At 69.7% G+C, this 20,783-nt stretch carries 16 protein-coding genes; 14 read left to right on the top strand and 2 right to left on the bottom strand.

Annotated features, from left to right (window positions below; all coding sequences use genetic code 11):
• The first annotated feature begins 32 nt into the window (after nucleotides 1-32).
• From miaB to dapF, 3 genes are read left to right on the top strand one after another with little or no spacing between them, the layout of a single operon-like run.
• Nucleotides 33-1,751 carry a tRNA (N6-isopentenyl adenosine(37)-C2)-methylthiotransferase MiaB gene (gene miaB, locus E3O54_RS14570; RefSeq protein ID WP_134401902.1) on the top strand — a complete coding sequence of 573 codons (1,719 nt, stop codon included), beginning with the start codon at nucleotides 33-35 and terminating at the stop codon, nucleotides 1,749-1,751.
• A 4-nt stretch (nucleotides 1,752-1,755) separates the two neighbouring features.
• Nucleotides 1,756-2,745, top strand: coding sequence for a tRNA (adenosine(37)-N6)-dimethylallyltransferase MiaA (gene miaA, locus E3O54_RS14565; RefSeq protein WP_241976922.1), 990 nt, complete (start codon nucleotides 1,756-1,758; stop codon nucleotides 2,743-2,745).
• A 10-nt stretch (nucleotides 2,746-2,755) separates the two neighbouring features.
• Nucleotides 2,756-3,637: a diaminopimelate epimerase gene (gene dapF, locus E3O54_RS14560; RefSeq protein ID WP_134401901.1), complete on the top strand. Its 882-nt coding sequence runs from the start codon at nucleotides 2,756-2,758 to the stop codon at nucleotides 3,635-3,637.
• Between the two features lie 33 nt (nucleotides 3,638-3,670).
• On the opposite strand, the gene E3O54_RS14555 is transcribed toward dapF, so the two are convergent.
• Complete coding sequence (locus E3O54_RS14555; protein WP_134401900.1) at nucleotides 3,671-4,282, bottom strand: class I SAM-dependent methyltransferase; 612 nt, start codon at nucleotides 4,280-4,282, stop codon at nucleotides 3,671-3,673.
• Between the two features lie 41 nt (nucleotides 4,283-4,323).
• Here E3O54_RS14555 and hflX point away from each other — a divergent pair, with 41 nt between their 5' ends.
• The 3 genes from hflX (at nucleotide 4,324) to metE (ending at nucleotide 9,490) form a co-directional block, all read left to right on the top strand.
• Nucleotides 4,324-5,862, top strand: coding sequence for a GTPase HflX (gene hflX, locus E3O54_RS14550; RefSeq protein ID WP_134401899.1), 1,539 nt, complete (start codon nucleotides 4,324-4,326; stop codon nucleotides 5,860-5,862).
• Nucleotides 5,863-6,155: 293 nt separating this feature from the next.
• The gene (locus E3O54_RS14545; RefSeq protein ID WP_104101195.1) at nucleotides 6,156-7,151 is read left to right on the top strand and encodes a methylenetetrahydrofolate reductase; all 996 of its coding nucleotides are present in this window, start codon (nucleotides 6,156-6,158) and stop codon (nucleotides 7,149-7,151) included.
• Entirely contained in the window at nucleotides 7,148-9,490 is a 2,343-nt protein-coding gene (gene metE, locus E3O54_RS14540) for a 5-methyltetrahydropteroyltriglutamate--homocysteine S-methyltransferase (RefSeq protein WP_134401898.1), read from the top strand. Before E3O54_RS14545 ends, metE begins: the two co-directional genes overlap by 4 nt.
• A gap of 193 nt (nucleotides 9,491-9,683) precedes the next feature.
• On the opposite strand, the gene lexA is transcribed toward metE, so the two are convergent.
• On the bottom strand, nucleotides 9,684-10,388 hold the full coding sequence (lexA, locus tag E3O54_RS14535; protein WP_104101199.1) for a transcriptional repressor LexA: 705 nt from the start codon (nucleotides 10,386-10,388) through the stop codon (nucleotides 9,684-9,686).
• Between the two features lie 283 nt (nucleotides 10,389-10,671).
• Here lexA and E3O54_RS14530 point away from each other — a divergent pair, with 283 nt between their 5' ends.
• From E3O54_RS14530 to E3O54_RS14495, 8 genes are all read left to right on the top strand, one after another.
• Nucleotides 10,672-11,028 (top strand): LysM peptidoglycan-binding domain-containing protein, encoded by a 357-nt coding sequence (locus E3O54_RS14530; protein ID WP_104101202.1) that lies wholly within the window; start codon nucleotides 10,672-10,674, stop codon nucleotides 11,026-11,028.
• A 49-nt stretch (nucleotides 11,029-11,077) separates the two neighbouring features.
• Entirely contained in the window at nucleotides 11,078-12,157 is a 1,080-nt protein-coding gene (locus tag E3O54_RS14525) for a histidinol-phosphate transaminase (RefSeq protein ID WP_104101204.1), read from the top strand.
• A gap of 26 nt (nucleotides 12,158-12,183) precedes the next feature.
• Nucleotides 12,184-12,807 carry an imidazoleglycerol-phosphate dehydratase HisB gene (gene hisB, locus E3O54_RS14520; protein WP_104101207.1) on the top strand — a complete coding sequence of 208 codons (624 nt, stop codon included), beginning with the start codon at nucleotides 12,184-12,186 and terminating at the stop codon, nucleotides 12,805-12,807.
• Complete coding sequence (hisH, locus tag E3O54_RS14515) at nucleotides 12,804-13,436, top strand: imidazole glycerol phosphate synthase subunit HisH (RefSeq protein WP_104101211.1); 633 nt, start codon at nucleotides 12,804-12,806, stop codon at nucleotides 13,434-13,436. Before hisB ends, hisH begins: the two co-directional genes overlap by 4 nt.
• Before the next feature lie 57 nt (nucleotides 13,437-13,493).
• Entirely contained in the window at nucleotides 13,494-14,240 is a 747-nt protein-coding gene (gene priA / locus E3O54_RS14510) for a bifunctional 1-(5-phosphoribosyl)-5-((5-phosphoribosylamino)methylideneamino)imidazole-4-carboxamide isomerase/phosphoribosylanthranilate isomerase PriA (protein WP_134342198.1), read from the top strand.
• Complete coding sequence (locus E3O54_RS14505) at nucleotides 14,224-15,024, top strand: SseB family protein (protein WP_104101218.1); 801 nt, start codon at nucleotides 14,224-14,226, stop codon at nucleotides 15,022-15,024. Before priA ends, E3O54_RS14505 begins: the two co-directional genes overlap by 17 nt.
• A 210-nt stretch (nucleotides 15,025-15,234) precedes the next feature.
• Entirely contained in the window at nucleotides 15,235-19,983 is a 4,749-nt protein-coding gene (locus E3O54_RS14500) for an ATP-dependent helicase (RefSeq protein ID WP_134401897.1), read from the top strand.
• Nucleotides 19,976-20,755, top strand: a complete 780-nt coding sequence (locus tag E3O54_RS14495) for a DNA-formamidopyrimidine glycosylase family protein (protein WP_104101222.1) — start codon at nucleotides 19,976-19,978, stop codon at nucleotides 20,753-20,755. The genes E3O54_RS14500 and E3O54_RS14495 overlap by 8 nt, the downstream gene beginning before the upstream one ends.
• Nucleotides 20,756-20,783: the final 28 nt, after the last annotated feature.

Raw genomic sequence — 20,783 nt, 5'->3', positions numbered from 1 at the left:
TCGGAGGTGCCACGCGTAAGCTGATACCCACTATGACCAGCAGCACCGCCACGCCCCCATTCTCCAGCGCCGAGACGCTGGACCCGCAGCAGTCGGCCCTGCGCACCGCGGCCCTGCGCACCGCGGCCCTGCGCACCTCGGCCCTGAGCGCGCCGACTCTGATTGCTCCAAGCCAGGCGGCGCACGATGCTGAGGGCCGGGCCCGCACCTACGAGGTGCGCACCTTCGGCTGTCAGATGAACGTGCATGACTCCGAACGGCTCAGCGGGTCGCTCGAAGCGGCCGGCTACGTGACGGCCGGCGGGGAGGAAGCCGACATCGTCGTGCTCAACACCTGTGCCGTCCGCGAGAACGCCGACAACAAGCTCTACGGCAACCTGGGGCAGCTGGCCTCGGTCAAGCGCCGCCACGACGGCATGCAGATCGCCGTCGGCGGCTGCCTGGCCCAGAAAGACAAGGACGTCATCCTCAAGAAGGCACCCTGGGTCGACGTCGTCTTCGGGACGCACAACATGGGGTCGCTGCCGAGCATGCTCGAGCGTGCACGGCACAACGGCGAGGCCCAGCTCGAAATCCTAGACTCCCTCGAGACCTTCCCCTCGACCCTGCCCACGAAGCGCGATTCGAGCTACAGCGGCTGGGTCTCCATCTCCGTCGGCTGCAACAACACCTGCACGTTCTGCATCGTGCCCGCGCTGCGCGGTAAGGAGAAGGACCGCCGTCCCGGCGAGATCCTCGCCGAAATCCAGGCCCTCGTCGACGACGGGGCGATCGAGGTCACCCTGCTCGGCCAAAACGTCAACTCCTACGGGGTTGAGTTCGGCGACCGTCTCGCCTTCAGCAAGCTGCTGCGCGCGGCCGGCAAGATCGAGGGGCTGGAACGCATCCGTTTCACCAGCCCGCACCCGGCTGCCTTTACCGACGACGTGATCGACGCCATGGCCGAGACGCCGTCGGTCATGCCGCAGTTGCACATGCCGTTGCAGTCCGGCTCGGACCGTATCCTCAAGGCCATGCGCCGCTCCTACCGGTCGGCGCGGTTCCTCGGCATCCTCGACCGCGTGCGCGCGCAGATGCCGCACGCGGCCATCAGCACGGACGTCATCGTCGGCTTCCCCGGCGAGACCGAGGAGGACTTCCAGGAGACCCTGCGGGTCGTGGAGCTGGCCCGGTTCGCCACCGCCTTCACCTTCCAGTACTCCATCCGGCCCGGGACCCCCGCCGCGACGCTGCCCGACCAGGTCCCCAAGGAGATCGTGCAGGATCGTTACGAGCGCCTCGCCGCCCTGCAGGAGCGGATTTCCTGGGAGGAGAACCAGGCTGTGGTCGGTCGCGAGGTCGAACTGCTCGTCACCAACGGCGAGGGCCGCAAGGACGCCGACACCCGTCGACTCAGCGGTCGCGCCATTGACAGCCGGCTCGTGCACTTCGACGTGCCGGAAGGCTCGGAACTGCCCCGTCCGGGCGACCTCGTGACCGTCACGGTCACCCAGGCGGCCCCCTTCCACCTGATCGCCGACTCTGTCGACGGGGCTCCGCTGCGCATCCGGCGCACCATCGCCGGCGACGCCTGGGACCGCCTCGAAGCCGAGTCCTGCGGCGTGCCCAGTCACGGCGGAGCAGCAGGCGGGTCTGGCTCGGTCTCCCTCGGTCTGCCGACCCTGCGCCTACCCGACCGGGCCGTGGGCTCGCCCGCGGTGACCAGTTCCAGCACCACGCCGATCTACGACGTCACCGACGGGGAGCGCTAGGCAGGTGCCCGGCACGAACCCGGTGACCGGCGCCCACCCGACGCTGATCGTTGTCGTCGGACCCACCGGCACCGGCAAGTCCGACCTCTCGCTCGACCTCGCCGAACGCCTGGCCGAGGCCGGTCGGGGGGCGGAGATCGTCAACGCCGACGCCATGCAGCTGTACCGCGGCATGGACATCGGCACCGCCAAGCTCACCGTGCTGGAGCGCCGCGGCGTCCCGCACCACCTGCTCGACGTGCTGTCGGTCACCGACGAGGCCACCGTCGCCCGCTACCAGACGGAGGCCCGCGCCGCGATCACCGACATCGTGGCGCGCGGCAGCGTGCCCATCCTGGTCGGCGGCTCCGGGCTCTACGTGTCCGCCGTGGTCTACGACTTCCAGTTCCCCGGCACGGATGCCGTGCTGCGCGCCCGACTCGAAGCCGACCTGATCGAGCAGGGGCCTGGTGCCCTGCACACCCGGTTGAAGGCCGTGGACCCGGTCGCCGCCGCCCGCATCGGCGCCGGCAACGGTCGGCGCCTCGTGCGCGCCCTCGAGGTCGTGGAGCTGACCGGGGGGCCGCACACCGCCGCCCTGCCCGACGAGCCGGTCTACTGGATGCCCGCGGTCACAGTGGGCCTCCGCGCCCAGCGCGCGGAGCTCACCCCCCGCCTCGACGCCCGGGTGGAGGGTATGTGGGCCCGCGGGCTCGTCGAGGAGGTGCGCGGGCTGATCCCGAGCGGACTCGAAACCGGTGTCACGGCCAGCCGGGCCATCGGCTACGCCCAGGCCCTTGGGCAGCTGACGGGCAGCCTCAGCCGGGCGGAGGCTATCCAGGTGACGCAGCAGTTCACCCGCCGGTACGCGAGACGGCAGGTGAGCTGGTTCAAGCGTTCCCCGCACACCCATTGGATCGACTTCGACGCGCCGGATCGGGTTGACCGGGCGCTGACCCGCCTGGCCGACCCGGAGCAGCCGGCCGATCACTGGGCGGCCGACCCGGCCTCCTAAACTGGACGGCATGGGTATTGATCTGAACTTCACCAAGGGCCACGGCACCGGGAACGACTTCGTGCTTTTCTCTGATCCCGACGGGCAGATCGACCTTACCCCGAGCCAGATCCGGGCCATCTGCGACCGCCGATTCGGCATCGGTGCCGACGGCATCATCCGCGCGGTGCGCTCCACGAGCCTGGCCGCCGGTGCGATCGCCCTCGCCGAGGACGACGCGGCCGAATGGTTCATGGACTACTGGAACGCCGACGGCACGGTGTCCGAGATGTGCGGCAACGGCATCCGCGTCTACACCCGCTTCCTGGTAGAGCAGGGCCTGACCTCGCTCGACCGCGGCGACACGCTCTGCATCGGCACCCGCGGGGGAGTGCGCGACGTGCAGCGCGGCGCAACCGGCTACCAGGTCGACCTCGGCCGGTGGCGCCTCGACGGTATCGAACCGCTCGTTCGGGCGAAGGACCTGCCCGTGGCCCGCCCCGGTCTCGGCATCAACGTGGGCAACCCGCACGTGGTCGTGGCACTGGCCGACGACGACGAGCTCGCAGGCGTCGACCTCACCTTCGTGCCGCAGCTCGACCCTGACCCGGCGGCCGGGGCGAACATCGAGTTCGTGCTTCCGGGCGATCCGCTCGTCGTGAACGGTGTCGGCCGCATCCGGATGCGCGTGCACGAGCGCGGCAGCGGCGAAACACTCTCCTGCGGTACGGGGGCGGCCGCGGCGGCCCTCGCCACCCGGCACTGGGCAGGCGCGGGTGCCCCGAACCAGTGGCAGGTCGAGGTCACCGGCGGCACGCTCGGCGTGCGCATGTTTCCGACCGAGGACGGCGAGCACGTCTCACTGTCGGGCCCGGCAGAACTCGTGTTCGACGGGGTCTTCCGCCTCGACTGAGAACTAGCTCCGGGCGATGGGCCGCGACGCGGTCTAGTCCTGGCGTTTCACCCGCAGGACCCGGAAGCCCTTGCTGATGGAGTGCCGTGAGGTGCTGAATTCGGCGGGCAGGTCGCCGTCGAGCCAGCGCTGCAGGGAGTCGGAGCCGAGGTTGCGCTGCACGACGAGCCAGGCATCCGAACCCGGCTCCAGGCGCGGCAGCCAGGTCCGCAGCATGGTGTGCAGTTCGGTTTTGCCGACCCGGATCGGGGGATTCGACCAGATGGTGCGGAACGCCACGTGGGCGGGCATCTGATCGGGCAGCACCGCGGTGATGTTGGTGAGGCCGAGCTCCTCCGCGTTCAGCCGCACCAGGTCGAGCGCCCGCTCGTTGACGTCGACGGCCCAGATCGTGGCGCGGGGTGAGGCGAGGGCCAAGTGCAGGCTGATCGGACCCCAGCCGCAACCCAGGTCGAGGAAATCGCCGCCGGGCGGCGGGGTCGGCGCGCTGTTCAAAAGCACCTGGGTGCCGGTGTCGATGTGCTCCGGGCTGAAGACCGAATTGGCTGTGGTCAGCTCGCGCTCTTGGCCTCCCAATCGAACGGTCACCTGGCGGAGTTTCAGGGTGCTGTCGGGTGCCGGGGTGAAGTAGTGGTCGGAAGGCATAGAGGGAACTTACCGTGCATCGAGGAAGTATTGTTAAAGGAATGACTGAGTCACATCTGCCCGACGACACCGACGACGTGGTCGCCCGCGTTCTCGCCAGCGCTGATAGCAAGGCTGCCGGCTATTCGCTTTTCCGCAGCGGCTCCGCGCAGGCTCTGCAGGCCGAATCCGGCCCGTCGCACGACGACGAGGGTCACGACGGCGTGCAGCAGGACCGCGAGGACCGCAACGCGCTGCGCCGCGTGCCCAGCCTCTCCACCGAACTCGAGGACGTCACCGAGGTCGAGTACCGCCAGCTCCGGCTGGAGAACGTCGTTCTGATCGGCCTGTACACGCACGGGACCGTCGCGGACGCCGAGAACTCCATGCGCGAACTCGCCGCGCTGGCCGAGACCGCCGGCGCCACCGTTCTCGACGGCCTCATGCAGCGCCGGGCGAAGCCCGACGCCAGCACCTACCTCGGCAAGGGCAAGGCCGAAGAGGTGGCCGGCATCGTCAAGGCGATGAGCGCCGACACCGTCATCGCCGACACCGAGCTGGCGCCCAGCCAGCGGCGCGCCCTCGAGGACGTCGTCAAGGTGAAGGTCATCGACCGCACCGCCGTGATCCTCGACATCTTCAGTCAGCACGCCAAGAGCCGCGAGGGGAAGGCCCAGGTCGAACTCGCCCAGCTCGAATACCTGCTTCCCCGCCTGCGCGGCTGGGGGGACTCGATGTCCCGCCAGGCCGGAGGCCAGGTGGGCGGCGCCGGTGCGGGCATGGGTTCGCGCGGCCCCGGCGAGACCAAGATCGAGCTGGACCGCCGGCGCATCCACACCCGGATGTCCCGCCTCCGCAAGCAGATCCTCGAGATGAAACCCGCTCGCGAGGCCAAGCGGGCCAACCGCAAGCGCAACGCCGTGCCATCCGTCGCCATCGTCGGTTACACCAACGCCGGCAAGTCGAGCCTGCTCAACCGCATCACCCGGGCCGGCGTGCTCGTCGATAACTCCCTGTTCGCCACCCTGGACGCCACGGTGCGCAAGTCGACGACGGCCGACGGGCTGCTCTACACGCTGACGGACACCGTCGGGTTCGTGCGGAACCTGCCCCATCAGCTGGTGGAGGCGTTCCGGTCCACCCTCGAGGAGGTCGCCGACGCCAACGTCATCGTGCACGTCGTCGACGGCTCGCATCCTGACCCGGCGAGCCAGCTTGCCACAGTGCGCGAGGTCATCGCCGAGGTCGGCGCCCGGGAGATCCCGGAGGTCGTCGTCTTCAACAAGAGCGACCTGATCAGCGATGATGACGGGCTCGTGCTGCGCGGACTCTGGCCGAAGGGCATTTTCGTCTCGGCCCGCACCGGCGAGGGCATCGAGGAACTGCTCGCGACCATCTCGGACCTGCTGCCGCGGCCGTCGATCAGGCTCGAGTTGCTCATCCCCTACGAGCGGGGCGACCTGATCGCGGTGCTGCACGATCAGGGCACGGTGCTGTCCACCGAGTACGCCGAGACCGGCACCCGGGTTACGGCTCTGGTGACTGATGAGATTCGGGCGCTGTTCGAGCCGTTCGCCGTGCCGCCGGCCGTCACCGGCTGACCCGCCGGCTTCGCTCCGCGTACCTCGGCAGGCCTTCGCCTGCCGATGTCCGCACTCCTCCGGCCTGTCTGAGCCGCTCCGGCGCCAGCTGATGACATATTCGGTCACAGACCTGCCGGGCACCGGGCGTGCTTGTTAGAGTCTTCTCAATCGTTGCCGCCGGTCTCCTGACCGGCGGCATGGAGCGACAGCCGAGCCCGGCACCCGCCCGCGAACGCCCGCCTGGCTTGCCGGGCGGTCCGCGGTCGCCCGGCCCCCGGTGACTGACACTGGCAACTGTCGAATGAGGAGCAATGCCCCACACCTCGGATCCTGCATGCCGGAAAATCCCGTTCTCATTCGAGTTGTATCCGCCCACATCGGATGCTGCCACCTCCGTGCTGCACGCCACTATCGAGCGGCTGGCCGCGGCCGGCCCGGAATTCATTTCGGTCACCTACGGTGCGAACGGCTCCTCCCGGCGCTCCTCCCTGGACGTGCTCACCCACATCCTGCGCACCACCACCGTGGACCCGCTGGCCCACCTCACCTGCGTGGGCTCGTCCAACGCGGAATCGAGCCAGCTGATCCGGGAGTTTCTGGACGCCGGGGTGCGGAGCTTCCTGGCCCTGCGTGGCGACCCGCCGGAAGGCATTCGGGAGGGTGAGGCCTTCCTCGGCGACCTGGGCAGCGCCGCGGAACTGGTGCAGCTGATCCACCGGGTGCAGGCCGAGCGGGTGCCGTACCGCGAGGCCGTGATCCCGGGACTCCCTGCCGCCCGCACGATCAAGCGGGAACGGGAGAAGGTACGCATCGCCGTGGCCGCCTTCCCGAACGGCCACCCGCGCTCCCGGTCGGCCACCCAGGACATCGACGCGCTCCTGGCCAAGCAGGCCGCCGGCGCCAACCTGGCGATCACGCAACTCTTCTTTCACGCCGACCACTACCTCAGCTTCATCCTGCGAGCCCGTGCCGCCGGGGTCGAATTCCCGATCCTGCCCGGGATCATGCCGGTCACGAGCCCGGCCCGCCTGCGCCGCATCCTCGAGTTGTCCGGCGAGGAACTGCCGTCCGAGCTGGCGATCGCGCTCGAGGTGGAGCCGACGAAGGAAGGCCAGCGTGAGATCGGCATCCGTCAGGCCACCGAACTGGCCCGGCAACTCATCGCCGGCGGTGCCCCCGGGCTGCACCTCTACGCCTTCAACCAGCACGAGACCGTGCTCGCCGTGCTCGACGGCTGCGGTCTGCTCACCCCCACCCTGCCTGCTTCCGCACTGCCTGCCCCTCACCCCGTCAAGGAGAACTCATGACCCACACTTCCGCCTTTCCCGCCTTTCCCGCCGGCACCATCCTGGGCTACCCGCGCATCGGGCCGCGCCGCCAACTGAAGAAGGCCGTCGAAGCGTTCTGGGCCGGATCGGTCAGCGCCGACGAGCTCGAAGCGACCGCGGCCGCCCTGCGCCAGAGCACCAGGAAGCGCCTCGTGCAGCTGGGACTCGGCCGGGACGACTCGTCCATCCCGGAATCCTTCTCCTACTACGACCAGATGTTGGATGCCCTGAGCACGGTGGGCGCCGTCCCCGCCCGGTTCGCGCATCTGCGGGGCGCGGACGGCCACCTCGACCTGGCCGGCTACTTCACCCTCGCCCGCGGCGAAGGGGAGAATCCGCCGCTGGAGATGACCAAATGGTTCGACACCAACTACCACTACCTGGTGCCGGAGATCGGCCCCGAGACCGAGTTCACCCTCGCCGGCACCCGCCTGGTGCGCGAGTTCGAGGAGGCGAAGGCGGCCGGATTCCTGACCCGGCCCGTCATCGTCGGCCCGGTCACCTTCCTGCTGCTGAGCAAGCCCAGCGACGAGGCCCCGGCCGGATTCAGTCCGCTTGACCGCCTCGACGACCTTGTGCCGGTCTACGCCGCCCTCCTGCAGCGGCTGCGCGCCGCTGGAGCCGAATGGGTGCAGCTCGACGAGCCTGCCCTGGTCAGCGAGAGCATCGACATCCCGAGAACGGATGCCCTCGCCGGCCTCCGCTTCGCCTACAACACCCTCGGCGCCCTCGCCGAGCGTCCCGCCCTGTTTGTCGCCGCGCCGTACGGCAGCCTCGACGACGCCCTACCCGTTCTTGCCATCACCCCGGTGGAAGCCATCGGGCTTGACCTCGTGCGGGGAAGCGTGCCGGCGGAGACCCCCGGACTAAACACGACCACTCTCGTGGCCGGCGTCATTGACGGCCACAATATCTGGCGCGGCGACCTGGCCGCCGCTTTCGACACGGCGGCCGGCCTGGTCCGCCTCTCGCCGCGGATCTCGGTTTCCACCTCTACCTCGCTGCTGCACGTTCCCCACGACGTCGACGACGAATCGGCGCTGGACGACGACCTGAAGACCTGGCTGGCCTTTGCGGATCAGAAGGTCGCGCAGGTTGCCACACTCGCCCGCGGCCTCAGTCTGGGTCGCCGTGCCATCGAGATCGACCTCTCTGCGGCCTCCGCGGCCCTCGACGCGCGGGGGGTGGCTCCCGGAGTCCACGATGGCGCCGTTCGGGTGCGCGCCGACGCGCTCGCTCCGGGCGACTTCACCCGGGGCGCCTACGCAGCCCGAGTGGCAGCCCAGGAGATGGCCCTCGGGCTGCCGTTCCTGCCGACGACCACGATCGGATCCTTCCCGCAGACCGGGGACATCCGTCGGGCCAGGGCGCAGCTGGTACGGGGGGTGCTGAGCACCGCGGACTACCGGGACCTGATGCGCGCCGAAATCCGTCGGGTCGTCTCGCTGCAGGAAGACATCGGCCTCGACGTGATCGTGCACGGGGAGCCGGAACGCAACGACATGGTGCAGTACTTCGCCGAGAACCTGGACGGCTTCGCGGTCACCGAGAACGGCTGGGTGCAGTCCTATGGCAGCCGGTGCGTGCGCCCGTCGATCCTCTGGGGTGACGTGTCCCGGCCGCGGCCCATCACGGTCGAGTGGTCGGCGTTCACGCAGGGGCTGACGCCCAAGCCCGTCAAGGGGATGCTCACCGGTCCGGTCACGATCCTCGCGTGGTCGTTCGTGCGCGACGACCAGCCGCTGGGCGAGACGGCCAGGCAGGTGGCCCTGGCCCTCCGGGACGAGATCGCCGACCTGGAGTCGGCCGGCATTCAGATCGTCCAGGTCGACGAGCCCGCGCTGCGGGAGCTGCTGCCGTTGAAGCAGAAGGACCAGGCGGAATACCTCGACTGGTCGGTGGGGTCCTTCCGCCTGGCGACGGCCGGTGCGGCCGCGGCCACCCAGATCCACACCCACCTCTGCTACTCGGAGTTCGGGGTGGTCATCGACGCGATCCGCAACCTGGACGCCGATGTGACCAGCATCGAGGCGGCACGCTCTCGCATGGAGGTGGTGGGCGATATCCGGTCCCAGGGCTTCGACCACGGTATCGGCCCGGGAGTGTGGGACATCCACTCGCCGCGTGTGCCGAGCGTGTCCGAACTCACCGACCTGCTCGAGCGCGCCGCGGCGGCCATCCCGGCCACCCGGCTCTGGGTGAACCCCGACTGCGGCCTCAAAACCCGCGGCTACACCGAAACCGTCCAGTCCCTGCACAACATGCTCGCCGCCACCCGCATCCTCCGCGCCCGCCTGACCTCCTCCGTCTCCGCCTGACCCCGCCTCCACCCACACAAAAGCCGGGCACGACACCAAGAACAGTGTTCGTGCCCGGCCCACAAGACCCGGCTCACAAGACCCGACCGAAATAACCATGGTGACTCAACACTCGCGCGTCTCCACGACGCTGGTCGAAACCGTCGAGACCAAGAGTCCGCCTGAAATGCTGATGTGCTTGACTGCTGATGCCCTAAACCGACCGCAGCACTGCCACAACCTTCCCCAGAATCTCGGCGTGATCGCCGACGATGGGTTCGAAGTTGGTGTTGCGGGGCAGCAGCCAGGTGTGCCCGTCGCGCTGGCGGAAGACCTTGACGGTTGCCTCGTTGTCGAGCATGGCTGCAACGATTTCACCGTTTTCGGCGGTCTTCTGCTGCCGCACGACGACCCAGTCGCCGTCCATTATGGCGGCGTCGATCATCGATTCGCCCGACACCTTGAGCATGAACAGGTCGCCCTTGCCCACCAGCTGGCGGGGTAGCGGGAAAATCTCGTCGATCTGCTGTTCGGCGGTGATCGGGATGCCGGCGGCGATGCGACCGACGAGCGGAACCATGGCGGCGTCGCCGACCTGCACTCCGGTGTGGAAACTTTCCGAGGCTCCGGCCGTCGTGTCTTCGGGCGACTGCGGAATCTCGATGAGCACCTCCAGTGCTCGGGGACGGTTCGGGTCTCGGCGGAGGTAACCGCTCAGTTCCAGCTGGTTGAGCTGGTGGGTGACGCTCGACAGTGACGACAGGCCGACGGCGTCGCCGATCTCGCGCATGCTCGGCGGATAGCCGCGTTGGCTGACCGAGCGCTGGATGACGTCGAGGATGGCGAGCTGCTTCTCGCTGAGGCTCTTGCGCCGTCTGGTGCCGCCCTTGTCGCGGGGACCGCTGGTGTTCTGTGCCACGTTCGTCGCTCCTCGTTTTGATTGATGCGCTGGCAGCAAGCAGCGAATGCCGCCGATTCACGCGAATGTCGGGGGTGCCTGATTGAGTGTCAATCAACAATCGAAACTGTATCCGCGTTGAGCTCATTAAACAAACATGTATTCGAGTGCGTCGGAACAAATATTTCAGAAACTACCGAATAAAGCTTGATTGTTCGAATAATCGAATATACATTCGGAACATAAGTTCGCATCCGGCTCTCCCGGCCGAGAGTCGGATGCGTCTTCTCACAGGAGGTTTCACATGAGCACTGCACTTGAACGAGGCGCCCCCATCGCGACCGGACGCACCCGGCTCCGACTCACCCGGCGCGGTCGCGTCGTTTTCACGTCCCTGGCTGCCTTTCCGCTCGTGGCCGTGGCCCTGGCCGTCGCCCTCAACGGAGGCATCGCCGCCGCCGAGAACTCGACCGTCGCTCACGTGGCCTCGGCCTTCGACTACGTCACCATCAAGTCGGGGCAGTCGCTCTGGCAACTTGCCGAGACAATCGCGCCCACGTCCGATCCGCGCGAGGTGATCGCCGAGATTGTGAGCCTCAATCAGCTGCCGTCCGACAGCGTGCAGCCCGGTCAGCGGCTGGCGCTTCCGAACGACCTGTGAACTACCCGCGGCGAGCCCCCGCCGGTCTCACCCCGGTAATATTGGGGGAGTGACCAGTCTCAACGATCTGCCCCTTCGCGATAATCTGCGCGGACTCACTCCCTATGGGGCGCCGCAGTTGCACGTGCCGGTGGCTCTCAACGTGAACGAGAACACCCACGGCATCCCGGCTGAGGTGGCGCAGGACATCGTGGCGGCGTTGGCCGTGGCGGTCACGACCGTGAACCGATACCCCGATCGGGAGTTCACCGAGCTGCGGGATTCCCTCGCCCGTTATCTCGGTCACGGCCTCACCCGAAAGAACATCTGGGCCGCCAACGGTTCCAACGAGGTTCTTCAGCAGGTGCTGCAGGCCTTCGGCGGCCCGGGTCGGTCCGTGCTCGGCTTCGCGCCGACCTACTCCATGTACCCTCTGCTGGCCTCCGGCACCGGTACCCGCTGGATCGCGGGCGGTCGTGACGCAAAGTTCGAACTCTCCCCGGCCACGGCGCTCGAGTGGGTCGACCGGGTTGCCCCTGACCTCGTCTTCCTCTGCTCGCCGAACAACCCCACCGGCACGCCCCTGTCCCTGGAAACGATCGCGGCCGTCTACGATGCGAGCGACGGCATCGTTGTCGTCGACGAGGCGTACGCCGAGTTCGGGACGGATGACGCGCCAACCGCCCTGAGCCTGCTTCCCGGCCGGGAGCGCCTGCTGGTGTCCCGCACCATGAGCAAGGCGTTCGCCTTCGCCGGTGTGCGCGTCGGCTATCTGGCCGCCGATCCCGCCGTGACGGATGCCCTCCGCCTGGTTCGTCTGCCCTACCACCTGTCCGCGCTCACCCAAGCTGCCGCGGTCGCCGCGCTCGTCCACACGCCCGCGATGCTTGCCATGGTCGACGACATCCGCGGGCAGCGGGACCGCATCGTGAGCGAACTGGCCCGGCTTGGCTACACTCCGCTGCGCAGTGCGAGCAACTTCGTGCTGTTCGGCGGCGTTGAGGACCCTCGGGCCACCTTCGAGGCGCTGCTGGCGGAAGGCATCCTTGTGCGCGACGTCGGCATCCCGGGCCACCTGCGGGTCAGCGCCGGCACCGAGGCCGAGACCACGGCGTTCCTCGACGCCCTCGAGGCGCTTGGGCGGCCGTGAACGGCGCGGGCCAATAAACTAGTCGTATGAGCTTCTCTTTCGCGACCACCTCGCCCCGTTTCGCCCACCTGCAGCGCGAGACCAGCGAGTCGAGCATCGACCTGTCGCTCAATCTCGACGGCACCGGTGAGTCGGACATCCAGACGTCGGTCCCGTTCTTCGATCACCTGCTCACGGCCTTCGCGAAACACTCGTTGACCGACCTCACCGTGCGCGCCCGCGGCGATATCGAGATCGATGTGCACCACACGGTCGAGGACGTCGGCATCTTGCTCGGCCAGGCGATCAAGCAGGCTCTCGGGGACAAATCCGGCATCTCCCGCTACGGTGACGCCGTCGTGCCGCTCGACGAGGCCCTCGTACAGGCCGTCGTCGACATTTCCGGGCGCCCCTACCTCGTGCACCAGGGCGAGCCGGCCGGTTTCGAGTTCCACCTGATCGGCGGCCACTTCACCGGCTCCATGGTGCGCCACGTGTTTGAGGCTATCGCCTTCAACGGCGGCCTCACGGTGCACGTCACCGTGCAGGGCGGCCGCGACCCGCACCACATCGCCGAAGCCGAATTCAAGGCGTTCGCCCGCGCGTTCCGCCAGGCGAAGGCGCTCGACCCGCTGGTGTCCGGCGTCCCCTCGACCAAGGGTGCGCTGTGACCAGCGTCGTTGTCTTCGACTACGGCACCGGAAACGTGCACTCCGCCGTCAAGGCACTCGAACTCGCCGGGGCCGAGGTGACGCTGACCGGCGACCGCCGTCAGGCGCTTGAGGCCGACGGGCTCGTCGTGCCCGGCGTGGGCGCGTTCAGCGCCGTCATGCAGGCTCTGAAGGCGGTGCACGGCGACGAGATCATCGACCGCCGGATCGCGGGCGGACGCCCGGTGCTGGGCATCTGCGTGGGCATGCAGATCATGTTCGAGCACGGCGTCGAACGCGGCGTGGACACGGAGGGGCTGGGCGAATGGCCCGGCACCGTGACGCAGCTGACGGCGCCGGTGCTGCCGCACATGGGCTGGGACACGGTCACGCCGGGGGAGGGCTCGACGCTGTTCCATGGCCTCGAGCAGGAGCGCTTCTACTTCGTGCACTCCTACGCCGCCCAGGAATGGTCCCTCGACGTCATGCCGCCGTTCCCGAAACCGATTCTCACCTGGTCCGAGCACGGACAACCTTTCCTGGCCGCCATCGAGAACGGACCGCTTACCGCCACCCAGTTCCACCCGGAGAAATCCGGTGAGGCAGGCATCCGTCTGCTCCATAACTGGCTCGGCACAGTCAAGAACTGACCTTGACTTTTCCCTGACTGACTTGGTCGCCGCGACCATTCCCAACCGAGGACACCCATGACTGTGCATACCCCTTCCCTCCGTCTCGTTCTGCTGCCCGCCGTGGATGTGGCCGACGGCAAGGCCGTTCGCTTGACCCAGGGCGAAGCCGGCACCGAGACCAACTACGGCGACCCCGTCGACGCGGCACTTGACTGGGCCCGCCAGGGCGCCGAGTGGATCCACCTCGTCGACCTCGACGCGGCCTTCGGTCGCGGCAACAACACGGATGTCATCCGCACTGTGATCCGCGAGGTCACGGGCGTGAAGATCGAGCTCTCCGGCGGGATCCGCGACGACGCGTCGCTGGACGCGGCCCTGAACGCGGGCGTCAGCCGGATCAACCTGGGCACCGCGGCACTGGAGAACCCGGAGTGGGCGGCGCAGGTCATCGCCCGGCACGGGGACGCCGTCGCCGTCGGGCTCGACGTGCGCGGAACCACCCTCGCCGCCCGCGGCTGGACCAGGGAGGGAGGGGACCTCTGGGAGGTGCTCGCCCGTCTCGAGGAGGCTGGCTGCTCGCGCTACGTCGTCACCGATGTGACCAAGGACGGCACGCTGCAAGGCCCCAACATCGACCTGCTCCGCCAGATGATGGAGCGCACTGACCGACCGGTCGTCGCCTCCGGCGGCATCTCCAGCCTCGACGACCTCCGCGCATTGCGCGAACTTGTACCGCTCGGACTCGAGGGCGCGATCGTCGGAAAAGCCCTCTACGCGGGGGCGTTCACCCTGAGCGAGGCGCTGGATGTCGCGGGCGCGTAACCTCGGCTCCACCGGCCTTCCCGGCGGACCCGGAGGGGGCGACTCCGCCGGGCAACCGTGGGAGGGACGACAGTTTGAGCCCAACATGCACAGCGACGACGACGGGCTCGCGCCCGAGCCGCTGCTGGCGGCCGTGCGCCGCTTCCAGGCTCGGGAGGCCGGCGAAGAGACGGTGGTCGACGCCATCCGTGGCTCACGGCTGCTCGTTCCCCTGGTGACCGAACTCGGCCAATCGGGCACCACCGAGGCCGGCCTCCGCGTCGACAAGACCCAGGAACTGTCGATCATCACCGTGGCCGGGCCCGACGGCCGCACGGTGCTTCCCGTGTTCTCCTCGGTCGCGGCGATGACGGCGTGGAACACGCAGGCCCGGCCGGTCCCGGCCGACGGCGTGCGCGTCGCGCTGGCCGCGGCTCAGGAGAACACCGATCTGGTCGTGCTCGATCCGACCGCGCCCACCGAGTTCGTGGTGCGGCGCCCGGCCCTGTGGGCCATCGCCCAGTCCCTGCCCTGGACCCCCAGCTATGCCAGTCGCGACGTCGCGGATGCCTTTGCCGACTCCGTGTCCACCGAACTGAGTGTGCTCGGGGTTGAGCTGGCCCCCGGCGACCCGGCCGCCCGCCTCGCCGGACCGGAACTAATTGTGCGTCTCGAGCTCGTGGACGGCCTGACCCGCATCGAGCTCGACGCGACCCTCGCCCGGCTCGCGGCTCGCTGGTCATCGAGCGACGTCATCGCCACCCAGGTGGACTCCCTCACCGTGCAGCTGCTGCCCTCCGCCTAGGCGGCCTCTTCCATCGTCGGCGGTTCCGGGCTCCGGGTTCCGGGCCCCGCGCTCCGCGTTCCGCCCGCGCCCCCGCCCACGCCACGAACGAATTCGACGGAGATTGTGGCCAAATCGGTCCTGGATGTCCGGGAAAGCCCGTTTTAGCTCAGAATCTCCGTCGAATTGGTTCGAGTGGCCCGGCTCAGGCGGATCGGCGAGGATAGTCGTATGAACGAGGTTCTGCACCGATTCACCCCGGCCACCCGCGCCTGGTTCGCGCAGGCCTTCGCCGCACCCACCGAGGCCCAGCTCGGGGCGTGGGACGCCATCTCTCGGGGCTCGCACGCGCTGGTGGTGGCCCCCACCGGGTCAGGTAAGACTCTCGCCGCGTTCCTCTGGGCCATCGACCGCCTGGCCGCGGATACTGCGGAGGCCGCAGATGTCTCGGAAGCCTCGGCGCGTCCTGACCGGGTCACCGCGCCGGGAACCCGCGTGCTCTACATCTCGCCGCTCAAGGCGCTCGGCGTCGACGTGGAACGCAATCTGCGGGCCCCGCTGGTGGGCATCGTCCAGGCTGCCGAGCGTCTCGGGTTCGCCCCGCCCCGGGTGACCGTCGGCGTGCGGTCGGGGGACACTCCGGCCACGGAACGCCGAAGCTTGGTCAAAACGCCGCCGGACATCCTGATCACCACGCCAGAATCGCTGTTCCTCATGCTCACCTCGGCGGCGCGGGAATCGTTGCGCGCCGTGGACACGGTCATCATCGACGAGGTGCACGCGGTCGCGGCGAGCAAGCGCGGCGCGCACCTGGCCGTCTCACTGGAACGGCTCGACGACCTGCTCGCCCGCCCGGCCCAGCGCATCGGACTGTCGGCTACCGTGCGACCGGCCGCCGAGGTCGCCCGGTTCCTCGGAGGGTCCGCACCGGTGGAGATCGTCGCACCGGTGTCGACCAAACGATTCGACCTCAGCGTGGTCGTTCCCGTCGACGACATGAGCCAGGTCGGCCCGGCACCGGTGCGGGAGGGTTCGACGGCCGCCGCCGCCCCACAGACCGGGTCCATCTGGCCGCATGTGGAAGAGGCAATCGTCGACGAGGTGCTGGCGCACACCTCCTCGATCGTGTTCGCCAACTCCCGCCGTCTGGCCGAACGGCTGACCGCGCGCTTCAACGAGATCTATGCCCAACGCCTCGAGGACGAGCTCGTGCCCGCCGCGATGCCGGCCGTGATGACCGAGCGGATGCCTGCCCTCGCGCCCGTCGGCACTGCGGCACCCGGCCCGCCGGCTGCGCTCATGGGCGCCAGCGGCCAGAGCGCCGGGGCCGAGCCGCTGCTTGCCCGCGCCCACCACGGGTCCGTCAGCAAGGAGCAGCGCGCACTGATCGAAGACGACCTGAAAGCCGGGCGGCTGCGCTGCGTGGTGGCGACGTCCAGCCTCGAACTCGGCATCGACATGGGCGCCGTCGACCTGGTCGTGCAGGTGGAGTCGCCGCCGTCCGTGGCCAGCGGGCTGCAGCGAATCGGCCGGGCCGGGCACCAGGTGGGCGAGGTCTCCCGGGGCGTGATCTTCCCCAAGCACCGGGCCGATCTCATCCACGCGGCCGTCGCCGCCGAGCGCATGGCCGCCGGCCTGATCGAATCCCTGCAGGTGCCGTCCAACCCACTCGACATCCTCGCCCAGCAGACCGTGGCGGCAACCGCCCTCGAACCCATTTACGCGGAGGAGTGGTTCGACACCGTGCGCCGCAGCGCCCCCTTCCACGCCCTCCCGCGGTCGGCCTACGAGGCCACCCTCGACCTGCTTGCCGGTCGGTATCCCTCCGACCAGTTCGCCGAGCTGCGCCCCCGCATCGTCTGGGACCGGGAGACGGGCATCCTCACCGGGCGCCCGGGCGCGCAACGGCTCGCGGTGACCAGCGGCGGCACGATCCCCGACCGCGGCCTATTCGGCGTCTTCATGGTCGGCGGCGACCAGGCCACCGGCCGCCGGGTGGGGGAGCTCGACGAGGAGATGGTCTACGAGTCCCGGGTCGGCGACGTCTTCGCCCTCGGCACGACGAGCTGGCGTATCCAGGAGATCACCCACGACCGGGTGCTCGTGCTGCCCGCCTTCGGTGAACCGGGGCGGCTGCCGTTCTGGAAGGGCGACGGCCTCGGCCGGCCGGCCGAGCTCGGTGAGGCGATCGGCGCGTTCCTGCGCGAGGTCTCGGCGCTCCCCGACGCGGAGGCCCGGGTACGCTGCCGGGCCGGCGGCCTCGACGAGCGGGCCGTTGACAACCTCCTGACCTTTCTCGCCGAGCAGCGCGCCGCGACCGGTCAGGTCCCGACCGACCGCACCCTCCTCGTCGAGCGGTTCCGAGACGAGCTCGGCGACTGGCGGGTGGTGCTGCACTCCCCGTTCGGCCTGCAGGTGCACGCGCCCTGGGCCCTCGCCGTGGGCGCCCGGGTGCGGGAGCGCTACGGTCTCGACGGGGCCTGCGTGGCCAGTGACGACGGCATCGTCGTGCGCATCCCCGACACCGAGTCCGACCCACCCGGAAGCTCCCTCTTCGTCTTCGACCCGACCGAGCTCGAACAGATGGTCACCGACGAAGTCGGCGGGTCGGCCCTGTTCGCCGCCCGGTTCCGCGAGTGCGCCGCGCGGGCACTGCTGCTCCCGCGCTACAACCCGGGCCGGCGGTCACCGCTCTGGCAGCAGCGCCAGAAGGCCGCGCAGCTGCTCGACGTGGCCCGCACCTTCCCGACCTTCCCGATCATCCTCGAAACCGTGCGCGAGTGCCTGCAGGACGTCTACGACCTGCCCGCCCTCTTGGCCCTCACCCGCCGCATCGACAGTCGCGCCCTGCGCCTGGTCGAGACCCAGACGGATGCCGCGAGCCCGTTCGCGAGCACCCTCCTCTTCGGCTACGTGGCCGCGTTCATGTACGAGGGAGATTCCCCGCTCGCCGAGCGGCGCGCCACCGCCCTCTCGCTCGATTCCAGCCTGCTGGCCGAGTTGCTCGGTCGGGTGGAGCTGCGCGAGCTGCTCGACCCGGCCGTGATCGAGCAGACCGACCTGGAACTGCAGCGGCTGCCGGCCGACCGGAAGGCGCGCGGAGTCGAGGGCATCGCCGACCTGCTCCGCGGCCTCGGACCGCTCACCACGGCGGAGGTGGCCGCCCGCCTCGACCCCGCCGTGTCACCGGGCGCCGCCGAGGGCCTGCAGGTGCTTTTCGACGCCCGGCGCATCATCCCGGTCGGTTTCGCCGGGCAGCAGTGGTGGGCGGCCATCGAAGACGCCGCCCGGCTTCGCGACGCCCTCGGCGTCCCCCTGCCGCAGGGGGTCCCGGCCGTGTTCACCGAGCCGGTGCCGGACCCGCTCGGCGACCTGGTCAGCCGGTACGCCCGCACCCACGGCCCGTTCACTCTCACCGACGTGGCCGCGCGCTTCGGGCTCGGTCCGGCCGTGGCGCTCGTCGCCCTCCGGCGGCTGGCCGGGGCCCGCCGCCTCCTTGAGGGCGAGTTCCGGCCGCACGGCACCGGCAGCGAGTGGTGCGACGCCGAGGTGCTGAGGCGCCTCCGCCGCCGCTCCCTGGCCGCGCTCCGGCACGAGGTCGAGCCGGTCGACCAGGTCACAATGGGCCGGTTCCTGCCGGCCTGGCAGCATGTGGGCGGGCGCCTGCGCGGGATCGACGGGGTCGCATCCGTGATCGAACAGTTGGAGGGGGCGCGCATCCCGGCATCCGCCTGGGAGACGCTTGTGCTGCCCTCCCGCGTCGCAGACTACCGGCCGGGCATGCTCGACGAGCTCACCAACACGGGCGAGGTGCTCTGGGCCGGCGCCGGCACGCTGGCCGGCAACGACGGCTGGATCAGCATGCACCTGCGCGACACGGCGCCGCTCACCCTGCCGCTGCCCACCCCGCTGGAGACCACTGCGCTCCAGCAGGAGATTCTGACCACCCTGGCCGGCGGCGGGGCCTTCTTCTTCCGTCAACTCGCGGATGCCGTCGGCAGCCAGGACGACGCCGGCCTCGCCGCCGCCCTCTGGGACCTGGTCTGGGCGGGACTGGTGGGCAACGATACCTTCGCCCCCGTACGCGCCCTGCTCTCCGGCGGGCGCGCGGCGCACAGCACCCGCCGGGCCGCCCCGCGAGCCCGGCTGCACGGCGGCCGCATCCCCGCGCGTGGCACCCTCCCGTCGCGCACCGGGCCACCGACCGTATCCGGGCGCTGGTCGATCGTTCCGGTCGCCGATGACTCGCCCACCCGTCGGGCGCACGCCCTTGGCGAGACCCTGCTCGAACGCTACGGCGTCGTCACCCGGGGCGCGGTGATGGGGGAGGGCGTGACGGGCGGCTTCGCCCTCGTCTACCGCACCCTCAGCGGCTTCGAGGAGATGGGGCGGTGCCGGCGCGGCTACTTCATCGAGGGTCTCGGGGCCGCCCAGTTCGCCACGGTCGGCACGATCGACCGGCTGCGCTCCTACGTCGCCGACGCACAGCATCCGGAACCGGTGGCGATCACCCTCGCCGCCACCGACCCGGCGAACCCCTACGGCTCGGTGCTGCCCTGGCCTCCGCTGCCCGAGGGCACCGGGCACCGCCCCGGACGGAAGGCCGGCGCGCTGGTCGTGCTCGTCGATGGGGCCCTGGTGCTCTACGTCGAACGCGGCGGCAAGACCGTGCTCGCGTTCGACGGAGCGGCCGGAAACGGAGCGGCCGGGAACAAAGCGGCTGGGAATGGTGCCGACGGGAACGGTGCCGACGGGAACCGTGCCGATGGGAACCGTGAACCCGCCGTCGAAAATGGCGGACCGACTGCGGTCCTGACCCTCGCCGCGGCGACCCTTGCCGGCACGGTCACCGCTGGGCGGGTTCCGAAGCTCGGCGTGGAGACCGTCAACGGCGTGTTCGTGATCGGAACAGCGGTGGGCGCCGCCCTGCTCGCGGCCGGATTCGGCGTAACCCCGCGGGGAGTGAAGCTGCATGCCTGAGGGTGACACCGTCTACCGCACCGCGTGGAACCTCGACCAGGCCCTGCACGGAGCCCGGCTCACCCGCTGCGACGTGCGGGTGCCGGCGTTCGCCACCGTCGACCTGACCGGGCAGACCGTGCACGAGGTTCTCAGTCGCGGGAAGCACCTGCTGATGCGCGTAGGGGAGGCCAGCATCCACTCTCACCTGAAAATGGAGGGGTCGTGGCACCTCTACCGTCATGGGAGCGCCTGGCGCCGCCCCGCGTTCCAGGCGCGCATCGTTCTCGAGACGGTGGAGTGGGTGGCTGTGGGCTTCGAACTCGGGCTGCTCGAGGTGGTGCCGCTCAATCAGGAGGCAGCGCTCCTCGACTACCTCGGACCTGACCTCCTCGGCCCCGACTGGGATGCGGCCGAAGCCGTGCGTCGCCTCGAATCACGTCCCGCGCAACCCATCGCGGTGGCGCTCGCCGACCAGGGCAACCTCGCCGGGCTCGGCAACGTTTACGTGAACGAGCTGGGTTTTCTTCGCGGCCTGCTGCCGTCCCGGCCGGTGGCCGAGGTGACGGATGTCCTGGGCCTCGTCGCCCTCGCCCGCCGCCTGATCCTGGCGAACCGTGACCGCACGGAGCGGATCACGACCGGCAATGCCCGGCGCGGCATGCAGAGCTGGGTCTACGGCCGCGCCGGCCAGCCCTGCCGGCGCTGCGGTACCGCGGTCGAGCAGGGCCGGCTCGGCCGCACCGAGCTCGAATTGCGGGTCACCTACTGGTGCCCGCGCTGCCAGACCTGAGCTCGTGGCCCCGTAGCGGATCTGGCCC

Origin of the sequence: Cryobacterium sp. TMT2-4 (assembly GCF_004402575.1) — a bacterium.
GTDB lineage: Bacteria > Actinomycetota > Actinomycetes > Actinomycetales > Microbacteriaceae > Cryobacterium > Cryobacterium sandaracinum.
Note: the sequence above shows the minus strand (reverse complement) of the source record. Positions and strands in the feature narration are given on the sequence as shown.